The organism is Pasteurella canis (assembly GCF_020810675.1).
GTDB lineage: Bacteria > Pseudomonadota > Gammaproteobacteria > Enterobacterales > Pasteurellaceae > Pasteurella > Pasteurella canis.
This window is the reverse complement of the sequence record NZ_CP085871.1, coordinates 401,258-419,402: the sequence shown is the minus strand read 5'-3', so window position 1 is coordinate 419,402 and position 18,145 is coordinate 401,258. Positions and strand designations below refer to the sequence as shown.

Here is an 18,145-nt window from a genome sequence, read left to right as displayed (position 1 = left end):
ATTAATAGCGTAATGAAAAATCTTGAAACTCACTGTCTGTTATATAATCTTGTTCAGATACATATTCCACTCGTGCGGTTTTAGGACCTTGTTTTAGCCAGTGATATAACTGTTTGAGCTGTTGTTCTGAACCGAATGCAACGACTTCGACACTTCCATCTTGGCGATTACACACATAGCCTTTAACACCTATTTTAACAGCTTCTCGCCAAGTAAAATAACGGAAGCCAACCCCTTGCACAATACCATACACAAAAAATTGCTTTTTCAACATGATATATCCTCATAAGACCTGTTACTAAAAGTTTTAACAACATCACATTTTTTTCAATAAAAATAGATTTTGCTATTTTAATTTACACAAATATCGAATAGCATACACTTTAGCACTTTCCTGAATAAAGTGTGTCAATTTAAAAATTCTTTTTCTTTAATAAGATAGGAGCAAATATGAAATTCCGTTTCGCTGCATTAGCAACCGCAGCTCTATTAACTAGTACAGCGAGCTTTGCAGGTGTCGTAACAAGTTCATCCAATATTGATTTCCTTGCTGTTGATGGCCAAAAACCGGGTAAATCACTTTTAAAAGAGACTCGTTCTTTTAATATTAGTGATACACAAACCCATCAAGTTGTTGTTCGAGTTTCTGAAATTATACGTTCTGGTTCTGACCGTACATTATTTGAATCTGATCCTATCGTTGTGACTTTCCAAGGTACAGCTGATGATATTATTATTTCAGCACCTCGTTTAGAAACTGAAAGAGATGCAAATACATTCAAAAAAGCTCCTAGAATCACAGTAAAAACAGTTTCTGGCTCAGAGATTGCAACCAAACAAGAATATCTTAAACAAGAAGGCTTCCTGCCTGGTGTTAACCTAGTAGAAAATCTGTCCGAATATAACTCATCAAATGCACCAGCAGCAGTTGCCGCTTTGGCGAGTACAACTATGCCAGCCGCTATTCCTGGCTTCGGAAAAGCACAAAAGGGTAAAATTACAGTTCAAGGTGAAAATGTTGCAGAGCAAATGCTGCAATATTGGTATCAACAAGCAGATAAAGAAACTCAGAAGCGTTTCTTAAATTGGGCTAAAAATCAAAAATAATCAACAATACTGTCCGAAAGTGAGCTTTTAGCTCACTTTTTCTTTACTTAGCTTAGGAGATATCATGCAAAGTATTTATCGCACATTACCAGTGCAAAAACATATTGCGCTTGTAGCCCATGATCATTGTAAGCAAGATCTTATAAACTGGTGTAAAACCCACCACGATTTATTGTCACAACATACGTTATATGCTACAGGTACAACGGGTAATCTCATCCATGATGAAACTAAATTAGATATTGAAAGTTTACTCAGTGGTCCGATGGGAGGTGATCAACAATTAGGTGGTTTAATCGCAGAAAAGAAAATTGACTTACTTATTTTCTTTTGGGATCCAATGAATGCCGTACCACATGATCCTGATGTCAAGGCACTTATGCGTATTGCAACGGTCTGGAATATTCCTGTTGCAATGAATATGGCAACGGCTGATTTCCTAGTAACATCGCCAAGCTTTAATCAAATTACAGAAGTCCGAATTCCCGACTATGATGGCTATTTAAAAGCACGTTTAAAATAAACAAAAACGACGTTATATTTATTTAAATCAAGAGCAGAAAATAGTATTAGCTTGTAATCAATTCATTTTATCAGATGATCAAGTAATATATTCACTGCTCTGGATTTCAATTTTATCTACTTAAATGCTTTTCCACATTGAAGTAATCCTCTCCCCCGAGAATCCTAATAAAATATTACTATGCTGATTAATTCAACGATATCAAATCAGAACAAAAAGACTATACTGAAGTAGTATTGAACATATTTTATAAACAATTTGCTTTACTCTTACTCATCTCATAATTAAAATAAAAAGCTGCAGAGTTATCTGCTTAAAATCATTATTTAATTTTTTATTACTACACATGGAACGTTATTATGAAAAATCAAACATTACTTTTAATAACTTTATCGCTTGCTTCTGTTTTTGCTACAGCTCAAACCAACCAAATTAATTTTTATGGCAAAGCAGGAGTTGACTTAACCTCTCGTTTTGAAACAATGAAAATACAAGCAGAGAATGGTTCTGAATTTCCTGCCGCTGCTGGCACAAAGAAAAATACATTTTCGCCAAGTATTTTCTTAGAAACAACATACAATGTTTTGCCTCAAACAGAGATTGGTCTTGGCATCGGTTATATTAAACGTGATGGGTTTCATTATTCAGGTACTTTTGAAGAAAGACCCGGTATGTTTGATAAAGAAACATACAAAATAAACCGTTATTCTTCTCTCCCACTCTATTTCATTTTTAAACAAAATTACGTATTGAATCCAGATACAAAATTTTATTTTAAAAGTGATTTAGGTTATGCACTGAATAAAACAAAAAGTACTTGGTATACCAGCTATACAGATGATAGAAAAACATTTGAGCACCCTATTCATTTTAAAACTAAAGATGGTCTTTATGCGGGTTTAGGCGTTGGAATTGAATATAAATTCCTATTAGCTGAACTTGGATATTACCATACGAACTCCGCTCTCACTTATCAATCTAATCATCGTCAACAAAAACCTAAAGATTTCCATAATTCATATAATAATGATGCGTTACGTTTATCTGTTGGTTTTAAATTCTAAATATCACATACTTCACACTTCAAAGCCGTCCATAGACGGCTTTTTTCTATTTAGATAAATAAAATTGACAATATAATGACTCAAAGAGCGGTCTGTTTTTGTAAAATTTTATTTAATCATTATAATGTAGCTCAATATCAAATAAATAATATTACGCTGTTTTTATTATACTTGGAGGGTAAACTACGATGGCATTAATTTTAAATATTCTTAATTTTGTACTCGGTGGTTTTGCCACAACTTTAGGCTGGTTACTTGCTACAGTGGTCAGTGCTATTCTTATTATTACTTTGCCTTATACAAGAAGCTGCTGGGAAATTAGTAAAATGTCATTAATGCCTTTCGGTAATGACATTATTCATGTGAAATACCTTGAGCCTACTAGTATAGTAGGAAATTCCTTAGGCACTATCTTAAATATCTTGTGGTTTATCTTTTTCGGCTGGTGGCTTTGTTTATTCCATATTTTTTCAGGTATTGCACAATGCTTAACTATTGTTGGTATTCCTGTTGGACTCGCTAATTTTAAATTAGCAGGTATTGCCTTATTACCAGTTGGACAACGCGTAGTATCAAAAGAAGTTGCTGAGATCGCAAGAAAACAAGCTGCACAGCAACATTACAATAACCATTATAAATAATCGAAAGAAATAGAATGAATAATTGGCTGAATGCAAAAGTCATTGCCACAATCCCTATTTTCATCGCGGTTAATATTGCAGCTTGTGCTATTTGGTTACTCGATATCTCACAACAAAGCATGCCATTGATTTTAGGGATTATTGCAGGTGGCTTAGTTGATCTTGATAACCGATTAACGGGTCGATTAAAAAATGTATTCTATACGCTTATTGCATTTTCTATTTCCTCACTTGTTGTTCAAATTAGTATTGGTAATAGCGTTCAATTTACATTATTAATGACTGTAATTACCTTTCTCTTTACTATGGTAGGTGCCATTGGTCAACGCTATAGTACAATTGCATTTGGTACCCTAGTCATCGCGTTATACACAACTTTATCTTACTTACCTGATACAGTTTGGTTTATCAATCCAATTATGATTTTATGTGGTACATTGCTCTATAGCATAACTACATTAATTGTTCATTTATTTTTTCCGAACCGCCCAGTACAAGAAAGTATGGCGAAATCTTTTATTGGCTTAGGCGAATACTTAGAGGCCAAAGCGCGATTCTTCGATCCTGATGATATAGAATGGTTAGGTCATAAAGAAGTCAATTTAGCTATGAAAGATAGTGCATTAATTGATGCATTCAACTCGGCTCGCACAGCATTATTTTATCGTATCCGTGGACAACACAGACATAGCCGAACGACGAAAATGATTCGTTACTATTTTGCTGCACAAGATATTCATGAGCGGGCCAATTCCAGCCTGTTCAACTATCAAGCTATTGCAGAGCAACTCAAAAATACAGATCTTATCTTTCGAATCCAACGTTTGTTTGAATTGCAAGCACAAGCCTGTCGTGAAATTGGTTTGAGCTTACAGCAAAATAAAAAATATAATTACAATAATAAAGTTGAAAAAGCGATTTTAGGGCTCAATCAATCCTTTGATCTTTATGCACAAGCTCATCCTGAAAATGAACCTCTTTTACTGAATCTAAAAACATTAATCGAAAATTTACAAGCTGTAGAATGGCAATTAAGTCATTTAGATCAAGAGTCTCAACAAAATGAGCACTCTGGTACAGCACAAATTCATACTGAACAAATACGTGGGCTCAGTAATATCCTGTATGCAATTAAAAGCCATTGCCATTTTAATTCGCAATTATTCCGTCATGCTGTCCGCTTATCTATTGTAGTATTCACTTCGTGTACTATTGTCGAATTTTTTCAACTTGATAGAGGTTATTGGATCTTATTGACATCAGTTTTTGTTTGCCAACCAAATTACTCTGCAACCAAAATGCGCTTGAGACAACGCATAATTGGTACTATTTTAGGTGTCATCATCGGTTCATTATTACCTTATATTAATCCCACTCTTGAATTACAGCTGGGGCTTATCGTCGCAACCAGCACTTTATTTTTCTTTTTCCGAAGTAATAACTACAGTTTTTCAACTTTTTTTATCACGTTGCAAGTTTTAATTAGTTTTGATGTCATGGGATTTGATCTTCATGAAGCTATGTATTCTCGTGTGTTAGATACATTGATTGGTGCTGCAATTGCGTGGTTTGCAGTCTCTTACTTATGGCCAGATTGGAAATATCTCCAGCTCGATAAAGTCAGTCGGCAAGCAATTAAGAGTAATGCTAAATATCTCCTTTATATCATTAGTCAATTACAATTTGGTAAAGGAGATAATCTGAAATATAGAATTGTTCGCCGTAATGCTCATGAGAATGCGACTGCATTAAGCACTATAATATCGAATATGAATAATGAACCACAAAAATATCAGGCTCATTTGCAAAAAGGATTCGAGTTGCTTAAGGTAAACTATTCGCTACTAAGCTACATTTCTGCATTAGGGGCATACCGCAGCAATATGAAAAAGTTACAACAAAATACTGAGTTTCTTTCTGGATTTTATCCAGTAGCTAAAAAAATCATCTATGTATTAGAGCATATTGATAGATTAAGACCAGATATCTTCGCTAAACTGCAGGAAAAAATAAAAGAAGACTTAGCAAAAGCTAATATAGAGCAATGTGAATATTTACTACAACCCCAATTTAGTGTGCCAATCCAACAACTCAATATGATTAGTCAAATATTGCCATTACTCTATACTATACTTCAACAATTAGACATCGAGTAAGATTAAAATTGCCGCATCCCCCCCCCACTCTTTGGGTGCTTGATGTAATGCTTTCACCTTGGGATGTTGCACTAACCAACGAGGGATCTGGCGCTTTAATATGTACGAACCATAACCAGTCATGACACTCGCACAATAAATATGCTCCTTTTCACAAGCTTGGATTAAACTCGCTAATTCTAGTTTAGCTTGTTCACGTGTTAAGCCATGTAAATCCAAAAACAATTCAGGTGAGAAATCACCTCGGCGAAGCTGTTTTAATAAATGGGAATCTTCCCCTTCTCGCAAATATTTCACCGCTCTTTCTTCATTTAGTAATGGTTCATATTCATCAGAAAAATAAAATAAAGTGTCCTCTTGCTCTCGAATTTGTCTTAGTGGTGATTTTTTGATTCTTTTGTTCTGACGAGGCGCTACAAAAGTATCTTGTTTTAACGTTTTGACCCCTTGAGTTGCTATACGAAATAGCGCAACATCTTCTGGTTTTAGCATATTCACCTCGACCTAATTTTTCAAATTCCGTTATGATAGCATATTATTATTGAGCTTGATTTCCCAAATTTTATTGAATATGGTATAACTAAGTCACTTTTCTCTTTTAGCTATAGACATACTATGACATATAATCAAGATCTCATTGAAACCATTATTTCTGATCAAGTACATAATGAATTACATTCTATCCAAGACTTCTTACGCTGGACTTACAGTACATTTAATCGTGCAGATATTTATTATGGTCATGGCTATGATAATGCTTGGGATGAGGCATTACAGCTAGTTTTTGCTACACTTGATCTACCTATCGACTTTCCTCCTGAATTCTATGCAGCGAATTTAACCCGTACAGAAAAAGAAGTATTATTACGTTCAGTCATTCAGCGTATTGAAAAACGGATTCCTGTTGCCTATCTAACTAAGCAAGCTTGGTTTTGTGGTCTAAATTTCTATATTGATGAGCGTGTTATTATTCCTCGTTCACCAATTAGTGCTCTTATTCAAACAGGTTTTGCTGGTTTATTAAAAACAGAACCGAAACGCATTTTAGACATGTGTACTGGCAGTGGCTGCATCGCTATCGCTTGTGCAGAGCAATTCCCAGAATCAGAAGTAGATGCGGTAGATCTTTCTGCTGATGCATTAAGTGTCGCAGAAATTAATATAGAACGCCACAATATGTTAAATCGCGTTTATCCAATACAATCCGACTTGTTTAATGATTTACCTAAAGATCAGTATGATCTCATTGTAAGTAATCCACCTTACGTTGATATCGAAGACTTGGCTGATATGCCAGAAGAATTTCAACATGAACCAGAAATTGCGTTAGGTTCAGGAGTAGATGGACTCAATATCACTAAACGTATTCTCGCTGCTGCACCTGATTATTTAACTGATGATGGTATTCTAGTGTGTGAGGTAGGTAACAGTATGGTGCATCTTATTGAACAATATCCACAAGTCGCATTTAATTGGCTTGAACTCAAAAATGGTGGGCTAGGTGTTTTTGCAATCACTAAAGGCGAGTTGGTTAAACACAATGCTTTATTTCAATAAGTATTAAAAGTGCGGTATCTTTTTACAAAATTTTATAAAGAGTATATCTAAACAAAAAAGACCGATTTAATAATCGGTCTTTTTTGTTTATTTACAATGTAAAAGATTAGAAGAATACGCGTAAACCAACGCCGTACTTATTATCTCTCTCTTTATTGATTGGATAAGCATTATCCTGTCTACGAACATTTGCATATTCAATGTAAGTCAGTACATTCTTATGGAATTGGTAATCAACTCCAGCTAAATAGACATTTTCTGTCATTTTATTATTTGATGCAGATATATCTTGGTTACGTTGCCACTGTAAATAAACTTTTGATGGCTCCATCACTTGATACTTAGCGCCAACTAAAATATGTTTTGATTTAGAATTAAAAGTATCCAAAACTTTTAAATGTGTCTGACCATATTCTGCTGCAAGTGCTGCTGGTCCGTAAGCAACTTCAGTAGCGACACGCCATGAGGTAGTTTTCATTGAAGTACCTGTCGGTCGATGTGCAGATGCATTATCTTGAGTTTCTACTGAGTAGCCAGCATTCAAATTAAATACTAAGTCTTGCATTAACTCACGATTATAAAATACAGCTACGCCATAACCATATTTATAATCCGTAAATGGTGATAATTTTTTCTTTTTCTCTGCTTCACCAAATAAGTAATCAGCACCAAAACTGAAGCCATGCCATTCTGTAGAGCGGAATTTGATCGATTTTTTAGCATCTTCAGGCAAATTATTATTACCACCAAATGTATAAGCATAATCACCTAATTGAACATCATCACCATTTGTTGTTTGTTGACCAAAAGTTAATGTACCAATAGGATCATATGAAAAACCAGCATAAAGCTTGTTTGTACTTGGATTGCCAAAGCTTTGTGATGAATCTGCGTCTTCATCAAAACGAATTTCTAAGCCACCTAATGCAGATAAGCCGTTTTCTAAATGATGACTGACTTTAACTTCTAAACGTGAATCATCATTACGTAGATCACCACGTTGCTTATCACCAAATTTACCTAAAACAAGGCGAACTGAGCCACCTACTTCAACTTTCGTACCATCTTGTTCATAAACTGTCGCTGCGTTTACTGAAGTTGCAGCAAGCGTGGTGATTACTAGTGCAATTAACGTTTTTTTCATACTACTGTTCCTTTTCAGAAATCTTTATTAACTAAGCTAGATCTAAAAAAATCTACCTACATCAACTTCGTATACTGTTGATTTGGGCTATACTGGCAAAGAAATAAACAGATGTCAAATAAAAAGCTGATGAAAATTCATCAGCTTTATCACAGTATAAAACTAAATATTAGAAGAAGACACGTAAACCTACACCAACTTTTTTATCTTTTACTATTGGATCTAAAGCATCTTGTGGTTTGAATTTAAAAGTACCACCTTCTAGATAAGCTAATACATTTTTATGTAATTGATAGTCTACACCCATGATATAAGCACGTAAACGAACTGTTCTTTCATTAGTGGAAACAGCTTTTCCCCAAATAGCATCAGCATAAATTTTCGATTGTGGAATAAATTGATATTTCAATCCTAATTCAATTTCTCTAATTCGTTTAAATACATCATCTTTCTGATTACCAGATGGATGTTTTTGATCACGCCATGTCATTGTTGCAAAGTTACCACTCTTCGCTCGTGAATAATCTACTGCAATAGCAAATTGCTTATAAGACAATTCCCCTCCAGCAGTCCAAGTTCTTTCATTTACAGCTAACATGGAATTACCAATTTTTTTGCTACTGTATCCAACTGCCAGCCCTATTCCAAAATCACCTATTGTATTATTGTAAAGGGCACCGAATACATAACCGTAGTTATTAATATTTTTCTCTCCTGTTATTTCTCGTTTATTTGGAGATTCGTCAAATATATAATCTGCGCCAAAACGGAAACCGTTAAAATCTGCTGATTTAAAATGAATAACCTTATCACCACTGGTGATCAGTTGGTTAACGCCACCTAAATCATAAGTATAATCAGAAAGTCCAATATCATCTCCAATAGTCAACTGTTTACCAAATGTTAAAGTACCTACTTTTTCATAATCAAATCCAGCAAATAAACGCGCTACTTTCATTTGATCACCAATACCTACATCACTAAAACGAAGTTGGGCTTGAGCTAGTGTATTTAAACCATCAGTTAAGTTATGACGTGCATCAAACGTAAGACGTGATCCAGTGTCTTTTAAATCTGTACGCTTATCGGTTTCTTTTTGTAAAAGTAAACGAACAGATCCACTTACATCGACTGTTGTACCATCTTGATTGAATACAGTTGCTGCATTTGCTGAAGCTGTAGCCAATGCTGACACTATTAATGCAATACTTGCTTTTTTCATAATAACTTCCTTTTAGAATTCTCAGTTATTCAAAGGTTCAGACACCATTCAACGACAACAGTTACAATCTTAAAGTATTGTAACTGTTATATTTACATATCATTACAAAATAAAATTTATTTAATAAAAAGCCAGTGAAGTTCACTGGCTTTTAATATTAATAATCTTAAATTAGAAGTGTACGCGTAAACCTACACCAACTACATTATCTTTAGTTGTCACGCCTGCTTCGTCTTTCTTACGTTCCCAACCACCTTCAACAAAAGTTTCTACTTGTTTATGTAGTTTATAACCAGCACCTAAGATGACTGCACGAGTTTTAACATAATCGTTACTTGTGCCATTTTTTGCCCAAATCAAGTCAGTATATACTTTTGCTTTTTCATTAATATCGTAGTTCATACCTAACTCAAGAGCACGTTTTTTACCTTCAACATTTGTTACTTTAGATTGAGCATAATCTAAACCAACTGAAAGAGCGGCATATGAAAGCTCAGTACCTACCATAAATGCTTTTTCTTTTTCATCTTTTTTAGCTTGATTTTGAGCGTCTACTTGAACATATTTTTGACTATAACCAGCGTGTAATTTGAAACCTACATCGCCCATCGCTCTTTCATAGAAACCAGCGACAACGAAACCACGATCTTTACGTGTTGCATCTTTATTCGCATCACCAGAAAGCACATAAGCACCACCAAAAGTGAAGCCATTAAAATCAGCAGATTTAAAGTTAATTGCTTTCTCACCGCTTGAAAGAAGATTATTTATACCACCTAATTTGTAAGTATAATCAGATACACCAACATCATCACCGATAGTCAATTGATTACCAAATGTTAACGTACCCACTGATTCATATTTAAAACCAGCATACAGACGTTTTAGATGTACACTATTACCAATTGGCTGTTTGATAACTTCACCAGCTGCATTTTTTTCATCTTTACTAAAACGAAGTTCCGCATATGCTAATGCACTTAAACCTTCACCTAAATCATGGTTCGCTCTAAAAGAAATACGAGAACCATTATCTACTAAATCACCACGCATATCTTTAGCTTTAGTAAGAAGTAAACGAACTGAACCATTTACATCCACTTTAGTACCATCTTGATTGTAAACTGTTGCTGCGTTTGCTGATGTTGCAGCGACAGCTGCTACTGCTAATGCTACGATTGTCTTTTTCATAAAATCACTACCTTGTTGTTGGAGTTTTATAACTTAACTAAGTGATAAATCACTTAATCAACCTAAAATCGACATTGAAACTATCACTAGTCTCATAATTTTTGCAAGTGCAAGATAACAAAGCTCCAATATATTGTCAAAAGAACACCTGATTCTCCATTATTAATTTTCAATAATAAAAACAAAAGGTTACAAAATACAAACTAAAAAAACTCAGATTAAAAATGTTAGCAAGATCACAAATATAAAGATTTTTTAATAACAACGAACTTTTCAAAAATAAAATAACACATTGATTATAAAAGAAAAAAATAAAAAAAATTACAGGCTAAGTAAGCATATAATGGAAAAAGTCATCAACTTCTTAAAATTAATTTCAATTTTGTGATCCAAGTCACAATTTATTCAATTTAAGTATAAGGAGTGAGCTAATTTTTACTTCTTTTAGTTAACAAATGAAAGAGTTCTTCTCTTTAAAAAACAAAGATAAACAAACTAAATACTATAATAATAGAAATAAAAATAACGTCTTGTTATAAAAGAAATGTTATCACACTAATCTTGCTTTTAACTATGTATCAATTTTGCCCTTAGCTGTGCTATTTTGATTGACTTAAATTTTTTATTGTTCTCAAAACAATAAATAGCGATAATATGCCTCTTAAATTTAGGGCGCTCATTCTTTCATCAGCCCAATGAAATAAAATTATGACTGAATATATCCTACTCATTATTAGTACAGCATTAATTAATAACTTTGTCCTTGTTAAATTTCTTGGGCTATGTCCTTTTATGGGTGTTTCCAAAAAAATTGAAACCGCTATTGGTATGAGTTTAGCGACAATGTTTGTGTTAACTGTTGCGTCTATTTCAGCTTACTTAATTAACACTTATATTCTACACCCATTAGATGCCACTTTTTTACGTACTTTAGTTTTTATCTTAGTGATTGCAGTTGTCGTACAATTCACTGAAATGGTTATCAATAAAGCAAGTCCAACTCTTTATCGTTTATTAGGAATATTTCTTCCTCTCATTACAACTAACTGTGCTGTGCTTGGTGTGGCTTTATTAAATATTAACTTAGCACATAACTTAACTCAGTCTGTAATTTATGGTTTTGGTGCCTCACTTGGCTTTGGCCTGGTGTTAGTTTTATTTGCAGCATTACGCGAGCGTTTAGCCGCTGCTGATGTCCCTTCTATATTTAAAGGCGCTTCAATCGCATTAATTACTGCAGGGTTAATGTCATTAGCCTTTATGGGCTTTACTGGATTAGTGAGACTATAATGACGTCAACAGTATATTTAATCCTGATTATTATTGCTGCGCTTGCACTTATTTTTGGGGCGATTTTGGGTTTTGCTTCAATCAAGCTTAAAGTTGAAGCGGATCCTATTGTCGAAAAAATCGATGCTTTATTACCTCAAAGTCAATGTGGGCAATGTGGTTATCCTGGTTGTAAACCTTATGCAGAAGCGATTGCAAATGGTGATGAAATCACTAAATGTATTCCCGGTGGTCAAACTGTAATTATAAATATTGCAGAGTTAATGGGAGTTGAGCCACCATCCAGCGATATTAATGGTGATCCGATACCAATGGTCGCCTTTATCAACGAAGAAATGTGTATAGGCTGTACTAAATGCATACAAGCTTGTCCCGTGGATGCGATTATTGGAACAAATAAAGCGATGCATACGATTATCCCCGATCTTTGTACAGGTTGTGAGCTTTGTGTACCACCTTGTCCAACAGATTGTATTTCAATGATTAAAGTTGAGAAAAATATTGATAATTGGAATTGGAAATTTGATCCTAAACTTGTTATTCCTATCATTAATACGACAACAACACAGAAGAAAATAATCAAAGGGGAATAAGATGGATGTGTTAATGCGTTTTAATTCTGGCAAGTTATGGGATTTCAAAGGGGGCATTCACCCTCCTGAGCGCAAATCTCAATCAAACCATAAAGCTATTCGCCCTGCAAAACTCGTTGATAAACTTTATATCCCAGTTAAACAACATGCTGGTTTAGAAGGAAGTTTATTAGTTAATGTTGGAGATTATGTTTTTAAAGGTCAACCTCTTACTCAGGGTGATGGTTTACGAACGCTCCCTGTACATGCCTCTACTTCTGGTTTTATTACCGCTATAGCACCATATGTTGCCCCCCATCCATCTGGTTTAACAGAACTTTGTATACACCTAGAAAGTGATGGTCAAGATCAATGGCGCCAACAACAACCTATTGATGATTTCTTAACTCAAACACCCGAACAGCTGATTAACAAAATTTATCAAGCAGGTATTGCAGGATTAGGGGGAGCTGTATTCCCAACTGCTGCTAAAATTCACTCTGCTGAAAAACAAGTGAAACTCTTAATTATCAATGGTGCAGAATGCGAACCTTATATCACTTGCGACGATAGATTAATGCGTGACTATCCAGAAGAAATCATCGAAGGCACTCGTATCTTACGTTATATTTTACGCCCTGAAAAAGTTGTTATTGCCATTGAGGATAATAAACCAGAAGCAGCCGAAGCACTACGAAAAGCATTACAGGGCGCCAATGATATTGAGATTCGAATGATCCCAACGAAGTATCCTTCTGGCGCAGCAAAACAACTAATTCAAGTGTTAACGGGTCTAGAAGTGCCTAGTGGGCAGCGCTCCTCGAGTATAGGTGTACTTATGCAAAATGTTGGCACAGCTTTTGCTATCAAACGTGCTGTCATCAATGATGAGCCTCTGATTGAGCGCGTTGTGACGTTAACTGGCGATAAAGTGATTGATAAAGGCAATTATTGGGTACGTTTAGGTACACCTATTTATCAACTATTACAACAAGTTGATTATCAATATGATGCCCGCTTCCCTGTTTTTATGGGAGGACCCATGATGGGCTTTATCCTGCCAGATCTAAATGCACCAGTGACTAAAATGACTAACTGTTTGTTAGCTCCTGATCACTTCGAATATGCGCCACCTGCACCAGAACAATCCTGTATTCGTTGCTCAGCTTGTTCAGATGCTTGTCCAGTTAACTTAATGCCACAACAACTGTATTGGTTTGCTCGTAGTGAAGATCACGACAAATCAGAACAATATGCATTAAAAGATTGTATAGAATGTGGATTATGTGCGTATGTTTGCCCAAGTCATATCCCACTGATTCAATATTTCCGCCAAGAAAAAGCCAAGATTTGGGAAATTAAACAAAAAGCCAAACAAGCTGAAGAAGCTAAAATTCGTTTTGAGGCACGCCAAGCACGCTTAGAACGTGAAGAGCAAGAACGAAAAGCTCGCTCACAAAAAGCGATGGAAGCCCGTCGTCAAGAAATGAAATTAGAAAATGGCATTGATCCAGTACAAGCTGCTCTTGAGCGTTTAAAAGCAAAAAAGACAGAAAATAATGAAACGAAAAAAACAGAAATAAAAGCTATTTTGAGCAAAAAAGGGGAATTGTTACCAGACAATAGCGATATTATAGCTCAACGCAAAGCTCGCCGTTTAGCTCGTCAACAAGAGGTTCAATCACCAACTAGCCACATCTTAGAAACTCATGAGTCTACTAAGGATTCAATTACGCTTGAATCAACAATAGATTCAAAGAAAGCTGCGGTAGCAGCGGCTGTTGCGCGAGCAAAAGCTAAAAAAGCAGAGCAACAAGAGCAAAGTGCGGTGGAAAAAATCACACTTTCAGCTGAGACTGAAAATACAAAAGAAGATCCACGCAAAGCCACAATTGCTGCGGCTATTGCACGAGCAAAAGCTAAAAAAGCAGAGCAACAAACGGAAAGTGCGGTGGAGAAAATCACGCTTTCGACAGAGACTGAAAATACAAAAGAAGATCCACGTAAAGCCGCAATTGCTGCGGCTATTGCACGAGCAAAAGCTAAAAAAGCAGAGCAACAAGCGGAAAGTGTAGTTGAGAAAATCACGCTTTCAGCTGAGACAGAAAGTCCAAAAGAAGATCCACGCAAAGCCGCAATTGCTGCGGCTATTGCTCGAGCAAAAGCTAAAAAAGCAGAGCAACAAGTGCAAAGTGCGGTGGAAAAAATCACACTTTCAGCTGAGACTGAAAATACAAAAGAAGATCCACGCAAAGCCGCAATTGCTGCGGCTATTGCACGAGCAAAAGCTAAAAAAGTAGAGCAACAAGCGGAAAGTGCGCTGGAGAAAATCACACTTTCAGCTGAAACTGAAAGTCCAAAAGAAGATCCTCGCAAAGCCGCAATTGCTGCGGCTATTGCGCGAGCAAAAGCTAAAAAAGCAGAGCAACAAGCGCAAAGTGCGGTGGAAAAAATCACACTTTCAGCTGAGACTGAAAATACAAAAGAAGATCCACGCAAAGCCGCAATTGCTGCGGCTATTGCACGAGCAAAAGCAAAAAAGCTCGCCAAAGAAAATAAAGAATAAGGATAAAAGAAACCCAAAATGTTTAAAATGGTAAGCTCCCCACATACTCATTCAGGTAAGCTCACAATGCGTATTATGTTGTGGGTAATTTTAGCAATGTTACCTGCAATTTTTGCACAGCTATATTACTTTGGTTTTGGCGTACTCATTCAAGCCAGTTTAGCTATCAGTTTTGCTTTATTGTTAGAATGGGTGGTGACATTATTACGTAAAAAACCAGCTTTATTCTATATCTCTGATTTTAGTGTTATTTTAACCGCACTTATTCTTGCTATTGCTATTCCACCTTATGCCCCTTATTGGTTGATTTTAATTGGCATATTTTGTGCAGTGATTCTAGGCAAGCATGTTTATGGTGGGTTAGGACAAAATTTATTTAATCCAGCTATGGTTGGCTATGTTGTATTACTCATTTCATTCCCACTACAAATGACAACTTGGCTTCCTCCTATTAGTTTATTAACTGAACCTCCTACAATTGCAGACGCTTATCATCTTATCTTTACTGGTTTTAGTACAGATGGATTCAGCTTACATCAATTGACAACATCAATAGATGGAGTTACACAAGCTACACCATTAGATAGTGCAAAAGTCGTGCTAAAAGATCAAGAGTATCAATTTTTACTCACTTCACCCATTTTTTCTTCTGATTTAGCGATTGGTTGGTGGCAAATTAACTTAGCCTTTTTATTGGGCGGCACCTTTTTGATATGGAAACGGATTATTCATTGGCAAATCCCGATTGCAATGTTAACGACATTTACGATGTTGTCGGGTATAACTGAATTACTCTATCCAGCACAACATTTAAAAACAATTACGCAATTATTTAGTGGTGCGATGATGTTTGGTGCCTTTTTTATTGCAACAGATCCTGTTACAGCCTCTATTACCCCTCGTGGAAAACTAGTATTCGGAGGATTAATTGGTTTGCTGACTTATATTATTCGTTTCTATGGCAGTTACCCTGACGGTGTCGCATTCGCAGTTTTATTAAGTAATATTTGTGTACCATTAATTGATCACTACACTCGCCCACGTGTTGCAGGCTATCGCCAATAAGGAATGACAATGAAAACCGTTAAAATCTCAGCCTATTATGCCCTGTTGCTCGCATTTATTGCGCTAATTTGTACAGCGCTATCTACGGGAGTGTATTTTTTAACTAAAGATAAAATTGCTGAAGAAATTAATAAACAACAACGTATATTGTTGCTACAAGTCGTCCCCCAACAATATTTTGATAATGTGCTGAGTGAAAACTGTTATGTACCTACTAGTCAAAAGTTAATGGCTAATCGAATAAAAAATATTTGTATAGCAACTAAAAACCAACAAAAAACTGCCTATGCGATTGAAACTATTGCACCCGATGGTTATTCTGGCAACATTCGTTTGCTTCTTGGTATGACACCTACAGGTGAAATACTTGGTGTACGAGTATTAGAGCATCAAGAAACACCAGGATTAGGTGATAAAATTGAAACACGCATTTCAAACTGGATTTTAGGTTTTTCTCATCAAAAAGTGACATCTGATAATTTAAATGAATGGGCAGTAAAAAAAGATGGGGGTAAATTTGATCAATTTACAGGCGCGACTATCACACCACGCGCAGTGGTGAACCAAGTAAAAAATGCCGCGTTAAGTATGTTAGATGAATTGAATCAAGAGAATCAACAATGAGCAAAAATTCACCAAAACAAACCGCACTTTCTGATCAAAATGCATATACTTCAGAAACGCAAGCTCCATCATCTCAAAAACAGCTAAATGCGATTTGGAAAACGATTTTTTGGCAAGGCGTATGGAAAAATAACTCAACATTAGTTCAGCTATTAGGATTATGTCCATTACTTGCCGTTTCAAATAATATCACAAATGCGTTAGGCTTAGGACTTGCCACTATGCTAGTCTTGATTTGTAGCAACACTGTCGTGTCTTTATTCCGTAAACAAATTCCACACGAAATTCGTATTCCAATTTATGTCATGATCATTGCGACAACAGTCACCATGGTACAGTTATTAATGAATGCTTATACTTATTCACTTTACCAATCTTTGGGTATTTTTATTCCTCTCATTGTCACAAATTGTATCGTGATTGGACGAGCTGAGGCCTTTGCTTCAAAAAATTTACTCTCTCACGCAATCTTCGATGGATTTTCAATGGGGTTAGGTATGTGCTTAAGTTTAGTTGTACTTGGTGCAATCCGAGAAATACTGGGGAATGGAACCTTATTTGATGGCATGGAACACTTGTTGGGTGATTGGGCAAAAGACTTACGTATTGAATTATTCCAGCTAGATAGCCATTTCTTATTAGCTATTTTACCACCTGGTGCATTTATTGGCTTAGCACTTATGCTAGCAATGAAAAATTTTATTGATCAGTATAAGAAATAATGAATAAACAAAAACGAATTGAGATTTTAACTCGCCTACGCGATCAAAATCCACATCCAACAACAGAACTAAATTATAGCTCACCTTTTGAGTTATTAATTGCTGTTATTTTATCAGCGCAAGCAACAGATAAAGGGGTAAATAAAGCAACAGAGAAACTGTTTGCTGTTGCGAATACACCGCAAACTATTTTAGCTTTAGGTGTTGATGGGTTAAAGAGCTATATCAAAACAATCGGTTTATATAACAGTAAAGCTGAAAATATTATCAAAACTTGTCAAGATTTGATTGAAAAACATCATGGCGAAATCCCACAGAATCGTACTGCACTTGAAGCCTTAGCTGGCGTTGGGAGAAAAACGGCTAATGTGGTCTTAAATACCGCATTTGGACAACCTACTATTGCCGTTGATACTCATATTTTTCGAGTGTCTAATCGAACAGGATTTGCACCTGGTAAAGATGTTGTAAAAGTAGAAGAAAAATTACTTAAAGTTGTCCCTGATGAATTTAAAGTAAATGTCCATCATTGGCTAATTTTACATGGACGCTATACTTGTATTGCTCGCAAACCTCGTTGTGGCTCCTGCATTATTGAAGATTTGTGTGAGTTTAAGCAAAAAACAGAGTAAAAATTATTTTTCCACTGTGTTTAAGCAAGACACTAATTTATCTTGCTTGCATGCCTAAATAAAATAACA

Annotated in this window: 18 protein-coding genes; 13 read left to right on the top strand and 5 right to left on the bottom strand. The window is 35.5% G+C overall.

Annotated features, from left to right (window positions below; genetic code table 11):
* Position 1 precedes the first annotated feature (1 nt).
* Entirely contained in the window at positions 2-274 is a 273-nt protein-coding gene (locus K7G93_RS01940; protein ID WP_115322879.1) for an acylphosphatase, read from the bottom strand.
* Positions 275-450: 176 nt separating this feature from the next.
* Here K7G93_RS01940 and K7G93_RS01935 point away from each other — a divergent pair, with 176 nt between their 5' ends.
* The 5 genes from K7G93_RS01935 (at position 451) to yccS (ending at position 5,491) form a co-directional block, all read left to right on the top strand.
* Positions 451-1,107 (top strand): curli polymerization inhibitor CsgI-related protein, encoded by a 657-nt coding sequence (locus K7G93_RS01935; protein ID WP_160531521.1) that lies wholly within the window; start codon positions 451-453, stop codon positions 1,105-1,107.
* 64 nt (positions 1,108-1,171) lie between these two features.
* On the top strand, positions 1,172-1,630 hold the full coding sequence (gene mgsA, locus K7G93_RS01930; RefSeq protein WP_226690968.1) for a methylglyoxal synthase: 459 nt from the start codon (positions 1,172-1,174) through the stop codon (positions 1,628-1,630).
* A gap of 359 nt (positions 1,631-1,989) precedes the next feature.
* Positions 1,990-2,694 carry an outer membrane beta-barrel protein gene (locus K7G93_RS01925; RefSeq protein ID WP_223668095.1) on the top strand — a complete coding sequence of 235 codons (705 nt, stop codon included), beginning with the start codon at positions 1,990-1,992 and terminating at the stop codon, positions 2,692-2,694.
* A gap of 188 nt (positions 2,695-2,882) precedes the next feature.
* On the top strand, positions 2,883-3,335 hold the full coding sequence (locus K7G93_RS01920; protein ID WP_228400410.1) for a YccF domain-containing protein: 453 nt from the start codon (positions 2,883-2,885) through the stop codon (positions 3,333-3,335).
* 14 nt (positions 3,336-3,349) lie between these two features.
* The gene (yccS, locus tag K7G93_RS01915; protein WP_226690966.1) at positions 3,350-5,491 is read left to right on the top strand and encodes a YccS family putative transporter; all 2,142 of its coding nucleotides are present in this window, start codon (positions 3,350-3,352) and stop codon (positions 5,489-5,491) included.
* Here yccS and smrB read toward each other — a convergent pair.
* Positions 5,477-5,983: an endonuclease SmrB gene (smrB, locus tag K7G93_RS01910; protein WP_226690965.1), complete on the bottom strand. Its 507-nt coding sequence runs from the start codon at positions 5,981-5,983 to the stop codon at positions 5,477-5,479. The two genes, yccS and smrB, sit on opposite strands and share 15 nt — an antisense overlap.
* 123 nt (positions 5,984-6,106) lie before the next feature.
* Between smrB and prmB the strand changes: the two genes are divergently transcribed.
* A complete protein-coding gene (prmB, locus tag K7G93_RS01905; RefSeq protein ID WP_049215907.1) occupies positions 6,107-7,048 on the top strand; it encodes a 50S ribosomal protein L3 N(5)-glutamine methyltransferase in 942 nt (313 codons plus the stop codon).
* Between the two features lie 106 nt (positions 7,049-7,154).
* On the opposite strand, the gene K7G93_RS01900 is transcribed toward prmB, so the two are convergent.
* From K7G93_RS01900 to K7G93_RS01890, 3 genes are all read right to left on the bottom strand, one after another.
* The gene (locus K7G93_RS01900) at positions 7,155-8,192 is read right to left on the bottom strand and encodes a porin (protein WP_115322887.1); all 1,038 of its coding nucleotides are present in this window, start codon (positions 8,190-8,192) and stop codon (positions 7,155-7,157) included.
* A 169-nt stretch (positions 8,193-8,361) separates the two neighbouring features.
* A complete protein-coding gene (locus K7G93_RS01895) occupies positions 8,362-9,414 on the bottom strand; it encodes a porin (protein WP_226690964.1) in 1,053 nt (350 codons plus the stop codon).
* Positions 9,415-9,585: 171 nt separating this feature from the next.
* Positions 9,586-10,605: a porin gene (locus tag K7G93_RS01890; protein ID WP_226690963.1), complete on the bottom strand. Its 1,020-nt coding sequence runs from the start codon at positions 10,603-10,605 to the stop codon at positions 9,586-9,588.
* A 708-nt stretch (positions 10,606-11,313) separates the two neighbouring features.
* On the opposite strand from K7G93_RS01890, the gene rsxA reads away from it, so the two are divergent.
* From rsxA to nth, 7 genes are read left to right on the top strand one after another with little or no spacing between them, the layout of a single operon-like run.
* Complete coding sequence (gene rsxA, locus K7G93_RS01885; protein WP_226690962.1) at positions 11,314-11,895, top strand: electron transport complex subunit RsxA; 582 nt, start codon at positions 11,314-11,316, stop codon at positions 11,893-11,895.
* Positions 11,892-12,488 (top strand): electron transport complex subunit RsxB, encoded by a 597-nt coding sequence (gene rsxB, locus K7G93_RS01880; protein WP_115322890.1) that lies wholly within the window; start codon positions 11,892-11,894, stop codon positions 12,486-12,488. Before rsxA ends, rsxB begins: the two co-directional genes overlap by 4 nt.
* Before the next feature lies 1 nt (position 12,489).
* On the top strand, positions 12,490-15,033 hold the full coding sequence (gene rsxC / locus K7G93_RS01875) for an electron transport complex subunit RsxC (protein ID WP_226690961.1): 2,544 nt from the start codon (positions 12,490-12,492) through the stop codon (positions 15,031-15,033).
* Between the two features lie 18 nt (positions 15,034-15,051).
* Positions 15,052-16,098, top strand: a complete 1,047-nt coding sequence (gene rsxD, locus K7G93_RS01870) for an electron transport complex subunit RsxD (RefSeq protein WP_160531530.1) — start codon at positions 15,052-15,054, stop codon at positions 16,096-16,098.
* A gap of 9 nt (positions 16,099-16,107) precedes the next feature.
* Positions 16,108-16,722, top strand: coding sequence for an electron transport complex subunit RsxG (gene rsxG / locus K7G93_RS01865; RefSeq protein ID WP_226690960.1), 615 nt, complete (start codon positions 16,108-16,110; stop codon positions 16,720-16,722).
* Positions 16,719-17,444 (top strand): electron transport complex subunit E, encoded by a 726-nt coding sequence (locus K7G93_RS01860; protein WP_226690959.1) that lies wholly within the window; start codon positions 16,719-16,721, stop codon positions 17,442-17,444. Before rsxG ends, K7G93_RS01860 begins: the two co-directional genes overlap by 4 nt.
* A complete protein-coding gene (gene nth / locus K7G93_RS01855; RefSeq protein WP_226690958.1) occupies positions 17,444-18,076 on the top strand; it encodes an endonuclease III in 633 nt (210 codons plus the stop codon). The genes K7G93_RS01860 and nth overlap by 1 nt, the downstream gene beginning before the upstream one ends.
* Positions 18,077-18,145: the final 69 nt, after the last annotated feature.

Bases quoted from the DNA above. Each gene is read 5' to 3' on its own strand.
- rsxC (WP_226690961.1), top strand. From the start codon at position 12,490: ATGGATGTGTTAATGCGTTTTAATTCTGGCAAGTTATGGGATTTCAAA.
- K7G93_RS01900 (WP_115322887.1), bottom strand. From the start codon at position 8,192: ATGAAAAAAACGTTAATTGCACTAGTAATCACCACGCTTGCTGCAACT.
- K7G93_RS01925 (WP_223668095.1), top strand. From the start codon at position 1,990: ATGAAAAATCAAACATTACTTTTAATAACTTTATCGCTTGCTTCTGTT.
- prmB (WP_049215907.1), top strand. From the start codon at position 6,107: ATGACATATAATCAAGATCTCATTGAAACCATTATTTCTGATCAAGTA.
- rsxG (WP_226690960.1), top strand. From the start codon at position 16,108: ATGAAAACCGTTAAAATCTCAGCCTATTATGCCCTGTTGCTCGCATTT.
- yccS (WP_226690966.1), top strand. From the start codon at position 3,350: ATGAATAATTGGCTGAATGCAAAAGTCATTGCCACAATCCCTATTTTC.
- K7G93_RS01935 (WP_160531521.1), top strand. From the start codon at position 451: ATGAAATTCCGTTTCGCTGCATTAGCAACCGCAGCTCTATTAACTAGT.
- rsxD (WP_160531530.1), top strand. From the start codon at position 15,052: ATGTTTAAAATGGTAAGCTCCCCACATACTCATTCAGGTAAGCTCACA.
- K7G93_RS01940 (WP_115322879.1), bottom strand. From the start codon at position 274: ATGTTGAAAAAGCAATTTTTTGTGTATGGTATTGTGCAAGGGGTTGGC.
- rsxA (WP_226690962.1), top strand. From the start codon at position 11,314: ATGACTGAATATATCCTACTCATTATTAGTACAGCATTAATTAATAAC.
- K7G93_RS01860 (WP_226690959.1), top strand. From the start codon at position 16,719: ATGAGCAAAAATTCACCAAAACAAACCGCACTTTCTGATCAAAATGCA.
- smrB (WP_226690965.1), bottom strand. From the start codon at position 5,983: ATGCTAAAACCAGAAGATGTTGCGCTATTTCGTATAGCAACTCAAGGG.
- K7G93_RS01895 (WP_226690964.1), bottom strand. From the start codon at position 9,414: ATGAAAAAAGCAAGTATTGCATTAATAGTGTCAGCATTGGCTACAGCT.
- K7G93_RS01920 (WP_228400410.1), top strand. From the start codon at position 2,883: ATGGCATTAATTTTAAATATTCTTAATTTTGTACTCGGTGGTTTTGCC.
- mgsA (WP_226690968.1), top strand. From the start codon at position 1,172: ATGCAAAGTATTTATCGCACATTACCAGTGCAAAAACATATTGCGCTT.
- nth (WP_226690958.1), top strand. From the start codon at position 17,444: ATGAATAAACAAAAACGAATTGAGATTTTAACTCGCCTACGCGATCAA.
- K7G93_RS01890 (WP_226690963.1), bottom strand. From the start codon at position 10,605: ATGAAAAAGACAATCGTAGCATTAGCAGTAGCAGCTGTCGCTGCAACA.